At 72.8% G+C, this 11710-nt stretch carries 11 protein-coding genes; 9 read left to right on the forward strand and 2 right to left on the reverse strand.

Going from position 1 to position 11710, the window contains the following annotated elements:
* The first annotated feature begins 9 nt into the window (after window positions 1–9).
* From ACFV20_RS24225 to ACFV20_RS24250, 6 genes are read left to right on the forward strand one after another with little or no spacing between them, the layout of a single operon-like run.
* Window positions 10–1860 (forward strand): acetyl/propionyl/methylcrotonyl-CoA carboxylase subunit alpha, encoded by a 1851-nt coding sequence (locus ACFV20_RS24225; protein WP_385659624.1) that lies wholly within the window; start codon window positions 10–12, stop codon window positions 1858–1860.
* A gap of 56 nt (window positions 1861–1916) precedes the next feature.
* The gene (locus tag ACFV20_RS24230) at window positions 1917–3038 is read left to right on the forward strand and encodes an acyl-CoA dehydrogenase family protein (protein ID WP_385659625.1); all 1122 of its coding nucleotides are present in this window, start codon (window positions 1917–1919) and stop codon (window positions 3036–3038) included.
* A gap of 38 nt (window positions 3039–3076) precedes the next feature.
* A complete protein-coding gene (locus ACFV20_RS24235; protein WP_385659626.1) occupies window positions 3077–4645 on the forward strand; it encodes a 4-coumarate--CoA ligase family protein in 1569 nt (522 codons plus the stop codon).
* Complete coding sequence (locus ACFV20_RS24240) at window positions 4642–5376, forward strand: enoyl-CoA hydratase family protein (RefSeq protein ID WP_385659628.1); 735 nt, start codon at window positions 4642–4644, stop codon at window positions 5374–5376. The genes ACFV20_RS24235 and ACFV20_RS24240 overlap by 4 nt, the downstream gene beginning before the upstream one ends.
* Window positions 5364–5975, forward strand: coding sequence for a TetR/AcrR family transcriptional regulator (locus ACFV20_RS24245; RefSeq protein ID WP_385659630.1), 612 nt, complete (start codon window positions 5364–5366; stop codon window positions 5973–5975). The genes ACFV20_RS24240 and ACFV20_RS24245 overlap by 13 nt, the downstream gene beginning before the upstream one ends.
* A gap of 34 nt (window positions 5976–6009) precedes the next feature.
* Window positions 6010–6591, forward strand: a complete 582-nt coding sequence (locus ACFV20_RS24250) for a hypothetical protein (RefSeq protein ID WP_385659631.1) — start codon at window positions 6010–6012, stop codon at window positions 6589–6591.
* 33 nt (window positions 6592–6624) lie between these two features.
* On the opposite strand, the gene pdxH is transcribed toward ACFV20_RS24250, so the two are convergent.
* Window positions 6625–7293: a pyridoxamine 5'-phosphate oxidase gene (pdxH, locus tag ACFV20_RS24255; protein WP_385659632.1), complete on the reverse strand. Its 669-nt coding sequence runs from the start codon at window positions 7291–7293 to the stop codon at window positions 6625–6627.
* A 283-nt stretch (window positions 7294–7576) separates the two neighbouring features.
* Between pdxH and ACFV20_RS24260 the strand changes: the two genes are divergently transcribed.
* On the forward strand, window positions 7577–8677 hold the full coding sequence (locus tag ACFV20_RS24260) for a citrate synthase 2 (RefSeq protein ID WP_385659634.1): 1101 nt from the start codon (window positions 7577–7579) through the stop codon (window positions 8675–8677).
* 36 nt (window positions 8678–8713) lie between these two features.
* Here ACFV20_RS24260 and ACFV20_RS24265 read toward each other — a convergent pair whose 3' ends face one another.
* On the reverse strand, window positions 8714–9223 hold the full coding sequence (locus ACFV20_RS24265; protein WP_385659636.1) for an HIT family protein: 510 nt from the start codon (window positions 9221–9223) through the stop codon (window positions 8714–8716).
* 298 nt (window positions 9224–9521) lie between these two features.
* On the opposite strand from ACFV20_RS24265, the gene ACFV20_RS24270 reads away from it, so the two are divergent.
* Entirely contained in the window at window positions 9522–9929 is a 408-nt protein-coding gene (locus ACFV20_RS24270; protein WP_385659638.1) for a RidA family protein, read from the forward strand.
* Window positions 9930–10138: 209 nt separating this feature from the next.
* Window positions 10139–11536: a PAS domain-containing protein gene (locus tag ACFV20_RS24275; RefSeq protein WP_385659639.1), complete on the forward strand. Its 1398-nt coding sequence runs from the start codon at window positions 10139–10141 to the stop codon at window positions 11534–11536.
* Window positions 11537–11710 lie beyond the last annotated feature (174 nt).

The following is an 11710-nucleotide window of genomic DNA, read 5'->3' on the forward strand; positions in this document are numbered from 1 at the left end:
GAACCTTCAGTGATCACTTCTGTACTGGTCGCCAACCGGGGCGAGATCGCCTGCCGCGTCTTTCGCACCTGCCACGACCTGGGCATCCGTACCGTGGCCGTGCATTCGGACGCCGACGCGAACGCCCTGCACGCGCGCGTGGCCGACGTGAGCGTACGGCTTCCGGGGGAGACGCCCGCCCACACCTACCTGCGCGGCGACCTGATCGTGAAGGCCGCCCTCGCCGCCGGGGCGGACGCCGTGCACCCCGGTTACGGCTTCCTCTCCGAGAACGCCGGCTTCGCCCGGGCCGTCCTGGACGCGGGCCTGCGCTGGATCGGGCCGCCCCCGGACGCCATCGAGGCGATGGCGTCCAAGACCCGCGCCAAACAGCTCATGGGCATCCGGCCCCTCACCGACGTCACCGAGGACGACCTGCCCGTGCTGGTGAAGGCGGCGGCGGGCGGCGGCGGCCGCGGCATGCGCGTCGTACGCCGACTCGGCGACCTGGAGAGCGAGGTGGCCGCGGCCCGGGCCGAGGCCGTGAGTGCCTTCGGGGACGGCGAGGTGTTCGTCGAGCCGTACGTGGAGAACGGCCGGCACGTCGAGGTGCAGATCCTCGCCGACACCCACGGCACCGTCCGGCCCCTCGGCACCCGCGACTGCTCCCTGCAGCGCCGCCACCAGAAGGTGATCGAGGAGGCCCCGGCGCCCGGACTGTCCCGGGAACTCGACGAGGAGGTCCGCGCCCTCGCCGTACGGGCCGCCCGGGCCGTGGACTACGTGGGCGCGGGAACGGTCGAGTTCCTCGTCGCCGACGGCCGGGCGCACTTCCTGGAGATGAACACCCGCCTCCAGGTGGAACACCCCGTCACGGAAGCCGTGTTCGGCATCGACCTGGTGGCGGAGCAGATCCGGATCGTCGAGGGACACCCCCTCGCGGCCGACCCGCCCCGCGCGCGCGGCCACGCCGTCGAGGCCCGTCTGTACGCCGAGGACCCGGCGCGCGACTGGTCCCCGCAGACCGGCACCCTGCACCGTCTGACCGTCCCCGGGCCCGTGCGCCTGGACACCGGGTACACGGACGGCGACGAGATCGGCGTCCACTACGACCCCATGCTCGCCAAGGTGATCGCCCACGCGCCCACCCGCCCGGAGGCCCTGCGCATCCTGGCCTCCGCCCTGGAACGGGCCGCCGTCCACGGGCCCGTCACCAACCGCGACCTGCTGGTCCGCTCCCTGCGCCACCCCGAGTTCACCGCGGCCCGCATGGACACCGGCTTCTACGAGCGCCACCTGCCGGAGCTGACCGGACCGTCCCCCGACCCGCACGCCCCCCTGGCCGCCGCCCTCGCCGACGCCCACGGCCGGTCCCGCTTCGGCGGCTGGCGCAACGTCCCCTCCCAGCCGCAGACCAAGCGGTACCTGATGGCGGGCGAGGAGCACGAGGCCCGCTACCGGCACACCCGGCAGGGCCTGGAGGCGGAGGAGGACGGGGTACGGGTGGTGCACGCGGACGCGCACCTCGTGATCCTCGACGTGGGCGGGGTGCAGCGCACGTACGAGATCTCCCGCTACGGCCAGCAGGTCCACGTCAACACCACGGCACTGACCGCCCTGCCCCGTTTCCCCGACCCCGCCCGGCAGCACGCCCCCGGCTCCCTCCTGGCCCCCATGCCGGGCACCGTCGTCCGCGTCGCCGACGGCCTCACGGCAGGGGCACCGGTCACGGCGGGCGACCCCCTCCTGTGGCTGGAGGCGATGAAGATGCAGCACAAGATCACGGCCCCGGTGACCGGAACGCTGACCGACCTGTGCGTCGTACCAGGTCGGCAGGTGGAGCCGGGCGCACTGCTGGCAGTGGTGAAGGAAGCCCCGTAAGGGGCGCGGGGAACCGCGCGATCAGCCACGACGAGCCCGCACGCGAAAGGATCCCCATGGACACCGAAGAGCACAAAGCCCTCCGGGAAGCCGTAGCCGCACTCGGCAAACGCCACGGCCGGGAAGGCGACACCACCCACCTCTGGTCCGAGGCCGGGAAACTCGGCTACCTGGGCGTCAACCTGCCGGAGGCACACGGCGGCGGAGGCGGCGGCATCTCCGAACTCTCCATCGTCCTCGAAGAGCTCGGCGCGGCCGGCTGCCCGCTCCTCATGCTGATCGTCTCCCCGGCCATCTGCGGCACGGTCATAGCCCGCTTCGGCACGGACGCCCAGAAGGAGGCCTGGCTCCCGGGCCTCGCCGACGGCACCCGCCTCATGGCCTTCGGCATCACCGAACCCGACGCCGGTTCCAACAGCCACCGCATCACCACCACGGCCCGGAGGGACGGCACCGACTGGCTCCTCACCGGCCGCAAGGTCTTCGTCTCCGGCGTGGACATCGCCGACGCGACCCTCGTCGTCGGCCGTACCGAGGACGCCCGCAGCGGCCGCCTCAAGCCCTGCCTGTTCATCGTCCCGCGCGACACCCCGGGTTTCACCCGCCGCCCCATCGACATGGAACTGAACGCCGCGGAGAAGCAGTTCGAACTGGTCCTGGACGACGTACGGCTGCCCGCCGACGCCCTGGTCGGCGACGAGGACGCCGGCCTCCTCCAGCTGTTCGCCGGCCTCAACCCCGAGCGCATCATGACCGCCGCCTTCGCGATCGGCATGGGCCGTCACGCCCTGGCCGGGGCCGTCGCGTACGCCCGCGACCGCACTGTCTGGAACACGCCCATCGGCGCCCACCAGGCCATCGCCCACCCCCTGGCCCAGGCGCACATCGACCTCGAACTCGCCCGGCTGATGATGCAGAAGGCCGCCGCCCTCTACGACGCGGGTGACGACATGGGCGCCGGAGAGGCCGCCAACATGGCCAAGTACGCCGCCGGCGAAGCCTGCGTGAAGGCCGTCGACCAGGCGGTGCACACCCTCGGCGGCAACGGCCTCACCCGCGAGTACGGACTGGCCCGGCTGATCACGGCCTCGCGCGTGGCCCGTATCGCCCCGGTGAGCCGGGAGATGATCCTCAACTTCGTCTCGCACCAGACCCTGGGCCTGCCCAAGTCGTACTGAGAACCTGAGACTTCCCGCGCCGCGAGGAGGAACCAGCCATGTTCCGCAGCGAGTACGCAGACGTCCCGCCCGTCGAACTGCCCATCCACGACGCCGTCCTGGCCCGGGCCGCCGAGTTCGGCGACATCCCGGCGCTGATCGACGGCACCGACGGCACCACCCTCACCTACGAGCAGGTCGACCGGTTCCACCGGCGCGTCGCCGCCGCCCTCGCCGAGGCCGGGGTCCGCAAGGGCGACGTCCTGGCCCTGCACAGCCCCAACACCGTCGCCTTCCCGACCGCCTTCTACGCCGCCACGCGCGCGGGTGCCACCGTCACCACCGTGCACCCGCTCGCCACCGCCGACGAGTTCGCCAAACAGCTCCGGGACTCGGCGGCCCGCTGGATCGTCACCGTGTCACCCCTGCTGGGCACCGCCCGGCGCGCCGCCGAACTCGCAGGCGGCGTACGGGAGATCTTCGTGTGCGACAGCGCGACCGGCCACCGCTCCCTGATCGACATGCTGGCCTCCACGGCCCCCGAACCGCACGTCGCCATCGACCCCGCCGAAGACGTCGCCGCCCTGCCGTACTCCTCCGGGACCACCGGCACCCCGAAAGGCGTGATGCTCACCCACCGGCAGATCGCCACCAACCTCGCCCAGCTCCACCCGGCGGTCCCCGCGGGCCCGGGAGACCGGGTCCTGGCGGTCCTGCCCTTCTTCCACATCTACGGCCTCACGGCCCTGATGAACGCACCCCTCCGGCAGGGCGCCACCGTCGTCGTCCTGCCCCGCTTCGACCTGGAACAGTTCCTCGCGGCCGTCCAGAACCACCGCATCACGGCCCTCTACGTGGCCCCGCCGATCGTCCTGGCCCTCGCCAAGCACCCGGCCGTCGCCCAGTACGACCTGTCGTCCCTGAAGTACATCATCAGCGCCGCCGCACCCCTGGACGCCCGCCTCGCCGCCGCCTGCTCCCGGCGCCTCGGCCTGCCGCCCGTCGGCCAGGCCTACGGCATGACGGAACTGTCGCCCGGCACCCACGTCGTGCCCCTGGACGCCATGAGCGACGCCCCGCCCGGCACCGTCGGCAAGCTCGTCGCCGGCACCGAGATGCGCATCGTCTCCCTCGACGACCCGGGCAAGGACCTCCCCGCCGGCGCATCCGGCGAGATCCTCATCCGCGGCCCCCAGATCATGAAGGGCTACCTCGGCCGCCCCGACGCGACCGGCGCGATGATCGACGCGGACGGCTGGCTGCACACCGGCGACGTCGGGCACGTGGACGACGACGGCTGGCTGTTCGTCGTCGACCGGGTCAAGGAACTCATCAAGTACAAGGGCTTCCAGGTGGCCCCCGCCGAGCTGGAGGCCCTGCTGCTCACCCACCCGGGCATCGCCGACGCCGCCGTCATCGGCAGGTACGACGCCGACGGCAACGAGATCCCGCACGCCTACGTCGTCCGCCAGCCGTCCGCCGCCGACCTCACCGAGGCCGAGATCATGATGTACGTCGCCGAGCGCGTGGCCCCGTACAAGCGGATACGCCACGTCACCTTCATCGTCGGCGTTCCCCGCGCGGCCTCCGGCAAGATCCTCCGCCGCCGGCTCAAGGAGAACACATGACGCTGATCGCCCGCTCCCGCGCGCGGGCCGTGGAGACCCTGTCCCTCGACTCGCCCCACAACCGCAACGCCCTGTCGGCGGCCCTCGTGGGAGAACTCGCCGACGCGCTCACCGACGCCGGCGAGGACACCGGCGTCCGCGCGGTCGTCCTGACCCACTCGGGCAACACGTTCAGCGCGGGTGCCGACCTCAAGGACCCACCGCCGCCCGAGGCACTGGTCGCCCTGCTGCGGCAGATCGTCGCGCTGCCCAAGCCGGTCGTCGCCCGGGTCACCGGACACGTCCGCGCGGGCGGCCTCGGCCTCCTGGCCGCCTGCGACATCGCGGCCGCCTCCACGGAAGCCACCTTCGCCTTCACCGAGGTCCGCATCGGCGTCGCCCCCGCCGTCATCTCCCTGCCGGTCCTGCCCCGCGCCGACCCCCGCGCCCTGGCCCGCCACTACCTCACCGGCGAACGCTTCACCGCCTCCGAAGCCGTGGCAACGGGCCTGCTCACCACCTGTGACAGCGATGTCGACCAGGCCCTCGCCCCCATCCTCGACGGTCTGCGCCGCTCCGCCCCCGAAGCCCTGGCCGAGACGAAACGGCTGCTCACGACTAGGGTGCTGGAAGCCTTCGACCGGGACGCGGCCGACCTGACCGCGCTCTCGGCCCGGCTGTTCTCCTCCCCGCAGGCCCGCGAGGGGATGACGGCCTTCCTCGAACGACGGGATCCGGCATGGGTGGTGTGAGCACGGTCGACCGTGCGGAGAGAGTCCCCAAGCAGGACCGCAGCCGGGCCACCCGGCAGCGGCTCCTCGAAGCCGCCGTGTCCTGCCTCGCCGAACACGGCTGGGCGGGATCCACCGTCTCCGTCGTCGCCGAACGCGCCGGCGTCTCCCGCGGCGCCGCCCAGCACCACTTCCCGACCCGCGAGGACCTCTTCACCGCGGCCGTCGAGTACGTCGCCGAGGAACGCTCCACGGCGCTGCGCGCCCTGTTCCCCGAGGGCGCGGCCGGCGACCGGCACGCCGTCGTCGCCGCCCTGGTCGACCTCTACACCGGGCCGCTCTTCCGCGCCGCCCTCCACCTGTGGGTCGCCGCCTCGAACGAGGAGCAGCTGCGGCCCCGCGTCACCGAGCTCGAATCCCGGGTCGGCCGCGAGACCCACCGCATAGCCGTCGAGCTCCTCGCCGCCGACGAGTCCGTCCCCGGCGTCCGCGAGACCGTCCAGGGCCTCCTCGACATGGCCCGCGGCCTCGGCCTCGCCAACCTCCTCACGGACGACGCGGCCCGCCGTGAACGGGTGGTCGCGCAGTGGGCGGGACTGCTGGAGGAGACGCTGGGCTGAGGGGAGTGTCAGTGGCGGGGCCTACGGTTCCGGCATGGGTGATCACTTCCAGACGATCGTCGACCTCGACGCGGGCGGGGCGGACGCGGAACCGCTCGCACGCAGGGTCGTGGAGTGGCTCGTGGCCGAGGGCATCGTCCTCGCCGAGCGCACGGACTGCGTGCTGAGCCTGCCCGAGGGGTATCCGCCGGGCCCCCGATGGGAACGCGCGGTCGACGAGGCCGCCGCGGACGACGAGCCGGGGGACGGCCTCGCCGTGCACGCCGTGCGCACCGTCTTCCACGGCTGGCCAGGAGGCCTGGAAGCAGCCGTCTGCCCGCGCTGCTCGACCACGACCCGCCTCGTCGACGACGCGTGGTCGATGATCGACGAGACCTGGGCGCCCTTCTCCGACGCCATCGAAACCTGGTCCGCCACCGGCGCGGCCCAGGTCCGCTGCCCGGCCTGCACCCGCCGGGTCCCCCTGGGCGAGTGGGCCTGGAACGACGGCTACTTCGCCTTCGCCCACCTCGGGTTCGAGTTCTGGAACTGGCCCGAGCTCACACCGGAGTTCCGCAGCCGCGTGGCCGAGCTGCTCGACGGGCACCGCACCACGTACGTCCGGGGAAAGATATGAGGCCCGTCCGGGAACGGGCAGGAGCCCGGCCCGTCACGGACTGAGCCGCTCCACCCGCCAGCTGCCGTCCGGCTGCTCCACGTACCGCAGGCGGTCGTGCAGGCGGTTCTCGCGGCCCTGCCAGAACTCCACCGTCTGCGGGGCCACCCGGAAACCGCCCCAGTGCGGCGGCACCGGCACCTGCTCGCCCTCCGGGTAGCGCGCCGCCAGCTCGGCGTACGCGGCGTCGATGTCGGCCCGGGTGGGAACCACCGACGACTGGGCGCTGGCCCACGCGCCCAGCTGCGAGCCGTGCGGCCGGGTGCGGAAGTACGCCGCCGTCTCGTCCCGCCCGGTCCGCCGTGCGACCCCGCTCACGATGACCTGCCGGGCCATCGGATGCCAGGGGAACAGCAGCGAGACGTACGGGTTCTCCGCCAGATCACGCGCCTTCCGGGACTCGTAGTTGGTGTAGAAGACGAAGCCCCGGGTGTCGAAGTGCTTCAGCAGCACCGTACGGGCGCTCGTCCGCCCCTCGGCGTCCGCCGTCGAGACGATCATGGCATTCGGCTCGAACAGTCCGCCGTCCGTCGCGGCCTGCTTGAACCAGCGCGCGAACTGCTCGACGGGCGTCGCGGCCAGCTCGCTCTCGGAGAGGCCCTCGGCCCGGTACTGCTTGCGCATCGAGGCCAGGTCGAGGGGGACGTCGTCGCGGTCGGTCACCCGGTCATCTTGCCGTACGGACGGTGTCCTTCGTCACTGCATGGCACTGAGTGCCGTGAACCCTCCCCAAGTGTGGCACTCGGAGATATCGTTTCCGTGCCGTTCCGGTTGGGTGACCGCCATCCGAACGGGGCATCACAGGGGCAACCGGCCAGGACCGCGAGTCGCCCGCCCGACCGCGGATCCACTGGACGGCGCCCGCTTCGCCAGCTGACAGACACATGGTTCGTTCGTCCCACCCCATAACACACCATCTGTCACTTACCTCACGAGGAGCCGCCTGATGTCCGACTTCGTACCCGGGCTCGAAGGAGTCGTCGCGTTCGAGACGGAGATCGCCGAACCCGACAAAGAGGGCGGCGCACTCCGGTACCGGGGCGTCGACATCGAGGACCTCGTCGGCCACGTCTCGTTCGGCAACGTGTGGGGTCTGCTCGTCGACGGTGCCTTCAACCCCGGTCTGCCCCCCGCCGAGCCGTTCCCCATTCCCGTGCACTCCGGCGACATCCGCGTGGACGTCCAGTCCGCCCTGGCCATGCTGGCGCCCGTCTGGGGCCTCAAGCCCCTCCTCGACATCGACGCCGAAGAGGCCCGCGAGGACCTGGCCCGCGCGGCCGTCATGGCCCTCTCCTACGTCGCCCAGTCGGCCCGCGGCCAGGGCCTGCCGATGGTCCCGCAGCGGGAGATCGACAAGGCCCGGTCCGTCGTCGAACGCTTCATGATCCGCTGGCGCGGCGAGCCGGACCCCAAGCACGTGGCGGCCGTGGACGCGTACTGGACGAGCGCCGCCGAGCACGGCATGAACGCGTCCACCTTCACCGCCCGGGTCATCGCCTCGACCGGCGCGGACGTGGCGGCGGCGCTGTCCGGTGCCGTGGGCGCGATGTCCGGCCCGCTGCACGGCGGCGCCCCCTCGCGCGTCCTCGGCATGATCGAGGAGATCGAGCGGACCGGCGACGCCGAGGCGTACGTGAAGAACGCGCTCGACAAGGGCGAACGCCTCATGGGCTTCGGCCACCGCGTCTACCGGGCCGAGGACCCCCGCGCCCGGGTCCTGCGCCGCACCGCCCGCGAACTGGGCGCTCCCCGCTTCGAGGTCGCCGAGGCCCTGGAGAAGGCGGCCCTCGCGGAACTCCACGCCCGTCGCCCCGACCGCGTCCTCGCCACGAACGTCGAGTTCTGGGCGGCCATCGTCCTGGACTTCGCCGAGGTCCCGGCCCACATGTTCACGTCCATGTTCACCTGCGCCCGCACGGCCGGCTGGTCCGCCCACATCCTGGAGCAGAAGCGCACGGGCCGCCTGGTCCGCCCCTCGGCCCGCTACGTGGGCCCGGGCACCCGCAACCCCCAGGAGATCGAGGGCTACGAGGACATCGCCCACTGACGCGGCCGGTGCGGCCACGCGGGGCCCCTCACGGCCTCACCCGCCCCCGGGTGAGGCCCCCGGCCCTTCCCCCTTCACCAGCCGGTCCAGCTCCTCCCCGATGGCCCCCCGCAGCAGGTCGTGCGCGGGCCCGAGCGCATACCGCTGCGCGCGCCACATCTCCCGCGGGTACAGCCACACCGGCAACCGCACCCGCTCCTCGGGCTCCCACTCGTACCGAGGCCACACATGCGCGTGCAGAAACCCGTCGGCATTCCCGAGAATCTCCAGATTGACCCGCCGGAACCCCTGCTCCACCCGGCGGCAGGCCCGCTCGACGGCTTCTCCCAGCCGGTCCATGTCGGCCAGGAACGCCAACCGCGCGCTCCGCGGCAGCTCGGACAACCGCTGCACGGCGGGATCGTCGGTCAGCAGGACCGAGTAGCCAGGCAGGAACTGCACGTCACCGATCGCCGCGAACCCGCTGTCCAGCCTTCGCAGCACGGCCGGGTTCTCGCCTCGCAGGGCGCTGCCGATCCGGTCGGTGCGCCAGCCGTCCGTCGCCATCGCCCCTCCGGGTGCCTCGTAAAACGCAGACGACCCGCGAGTCTGGTTCCTCCTGGGAGGAGCCGGCCGGACGTACCGGCGACTCGCGGGTCGGGTGACTGCTGGAGATTGGGCCGGCTGCGCGCTTCGATCACGCGCTGGTCCGGCACCGCACTGTGTGTGGTGACGGGCCGCTAGCCCGCAGCCACCTCACGCGTCCGGTTCTCATACATCTGCCGAACCACCTCCTCTCTCGTGTACCTGAACCCTAAGAAAGCGTTCGGTCTCGCATCAACCGTTTTTTTGAGACCTTGACTCCATGACGCAGCGGCAGGCGATTCTCAGCGGTTCGGTGTTCGAGGAGCGGATCGGGTACGCCCGGGCCGTCGTGGACGGCGACTGGGTGCACGTGTCGGGGACTACCGGATTCGACTACGCGCGGATGACGATCTCCGACGACGTGGTGGAGCAGGCCGAACAGTGTCTGCGGAACATCGGTGCCGCGCTGGAGGAGGCCGGGTGTTCGTTCGCGGACGTCGTCCGCGTGCGGTACCTGCTGCCCGAGCGGGAGGACTTCGAGCCCTGCTGGCCGGTGCTGCGCACGTGCTTCGGAGAGGTGCGGCCCGCCGCGACGATGATGGTCTGCGGGCTGGCGGACCCCAGGATGAGGATCGAGATCGAGGTGTACGCGCGGCGGGGGAGCGGCGACGGGTCTCCCAGCCGTTGATCGACTGCCCGGCGGACCCGGGGGTGACGGCCGGCCGGGGGCGGGTCCGGCGGGACGCCTCCGGTGGCGTTGACGTGGGCATTGCCGCCGTACAACGATTCCTTCAATGTTGTGGGAACCCGGTGTGCGCTGGGTCACGTTCCAGTTGAATGATGGCAAGGAGCGAACCGACGTGCCGCACGTGCGGACGCAGCCTGCAGGGGGTCCAGGTGAGTGCTTCCCGGCGTAGTGGGACCACCGACGAGCTGGGGCCGGACGAGCCCGAGCGGGACGGTTCGGATGGTTCGGATCTGCTTGCCGCTTTGCTGGACGGCATGGACGCGGCGCTGTGCGCGTTCGACGCCGACGGCGTCGTCACGCACTGGAACCGCGAGGCCGAGCGGATCCTCGGCTGGAGCGCGGACGAGGCCGTGGGGCGGCGCGGGCTCGCCGGGTGGGCCGTGCGCAGCGCCGACGCCGAGGAGGTCGAGAGCCGGCTGCTGTCGTCGATGCACGCCCCGGGGCGGCAGGTCCACGAGTTCGCGCTGCTGACCAAGGACGGCGGGCGGGTGCTCGTGCGGACGCAGTCGGCGGCGGTGCGCGGGCCCGACGGGAAGCCGGCGGGTGTGTACTGCGCGTTCAGCGAGGTGCACGCGCAGATCGATCTGGAGCGGTCGATCGCACTGAGCGAGGCACTGTTCGAGGACGCCAGCTGGGGTGTCGTCCTGGTGGACGTGGACCTGCGGCCGGCCGTGGTCAACGCGCACGCGGCCCGGGCGCTGGGCACCGGCCGTACGTCGGTGCTGGGGCGCCCGCTCGGCGAGCTGCTCTCGCAGGGCGTGGAGGAGCTGGAGAGCGCGCTGCAGCACGTGCTGGCGGAGGGCGCGCCGCCCGCGCCCGCCGAGGTGTGGGTGAGCGTGCGTGCCGTGGAGGGCGAGCAGCGCAGGTGCTGGCGCAGCGGCTTCCTGAGACTGGCCTCGCCGCTCGCGGAGGAGCCGGTCCCGCTGGGGGTGGGCTGGCTGTTCCAGGACGTGACGGAGGCCAAGCAGGCCGAGCAGGAGGCGTCCCTGCTGCGGTTCCGTACGCAGCAGCTGCACCGGGCGTCGCGGGCGGCGGCCGAGTGCGAGGACCCGGCCGAGGCGGCGACGGTCCACCTGGATTTCGCCCTGGCCGGTTTCGCCGATCACGCGCTGGTCGACCGGGTCGCCGGGGGCGCGCTCGCCGACGGGGAGGGCGAGGGGCCCGTCCGGCTGGTCCGGGTCGCCGCCACGCCGTCCGGCGCGCCGGGCCCGAGCAGCCTGTCCGGGCCCGCGGGCCTGCCCGTGCGCTACGCCGAGGGGCACCCGGCCCTGCAGTGCGTGGAGCGGGCGGGGGCCCTGCGGGCGAGTGCGGGCACGGCCCGGCCGGAGGCGGCCCGCGAGTGGGCCGAGGCCCGTCAGTGGCCCCCGGACGCGGTGCACGCCCTGTGCGCGGTGCTGCGCAGCCGGGGCCGGACGCTGGGTGTCGTGACCTTCCTGCGGGGCGCGGGCCGCAGCGCCTTCGAGCGCTCGGACGCGCTGTACGCGGAGGACGTGGCGGTACGGATCGCGGCGGCACTGGATCTCGCGGGGTTGTCGGGCGGGGAGTGAGCGCCGCCCGGCGTGGGCGCACCGCGCATCTCGGTCCCGGTACCGGCGTCCGTGCCGGCGGCGCACCGGCGCCCGTGCTGGCTCGGGCACCCGAGGCCGTGCCCGCTCCGGTATCGGCGGCGCACCGGCGTCCGTGCCGGCTCGGGTACCTGTGGCCGTGCCGGCTCCGGTATC

The organism is Streptomyces sp. NPDC059696, from assembly GCF_042733745.1.
Lineage (GTDB): Bacteria > Actinomycetota > Actinomycetes > Streptomycetales > Streptomycetaceae > Streptomyces.

Coding starts and splice junctions, on each gene's coding strand:
- ACFV20_RS24230 (WP_385659625.1), top strand. CDS start 1,917: ATGGACACCGAAGAGCACAAAGCCCTCCGGGAAGCCGTAGCCGCACTC.
- ACFV20_RS24235 (WP_385659626.1), top strand. CDS start 3,077: ATGTTCCGCAGCGAGTACGCAGACGTCCCGCCCGTCGAACTGCCCATC.
- ACFV20_RS24240 (WP_385659628.1), top strand. CDS start 4,642: ATGACGCTGATCGCCCGCTCCCGCGCGCGGGCCGTGGAGACCCTGTCC.
- ACFV20_RS24245 (WP_385659630.1), top strand. CDS start 5,364: ATGGGTGGTGTGAGCACGGTCGACCGTGCGGAGAGAGTCCCCAAGCAG.
- ACFV20_RS24250 (WP_385659631.1), top strand. CDS start 6,010: ATGGGTGATCACTTCCAGACGATCGTCGACCTCGACGCGGGCGGGGCG.
- ACFV20_RS24260 (WP_385659634.1), top strand. CDS start 7,577: ATGTCCGACTTCGTACCCGGGCTCGAAGGAGTCGTCGCGTTCGAGACG.
- ACFV20_RS24265 (WP_385659636.1), bottom strand. CDS start 9,223: ATGGCGACGGACGGCTGGCGCACCGACCGGATCGGCAGCGCCCTGCGA.
- ACFV20_RS24270 (WP_385659638.1), top strand. CDS start 9,522: ATGACGCAGCGGCAGGCGATTCTCAGCGGTTCGGTGTTCGAGGAGCGG.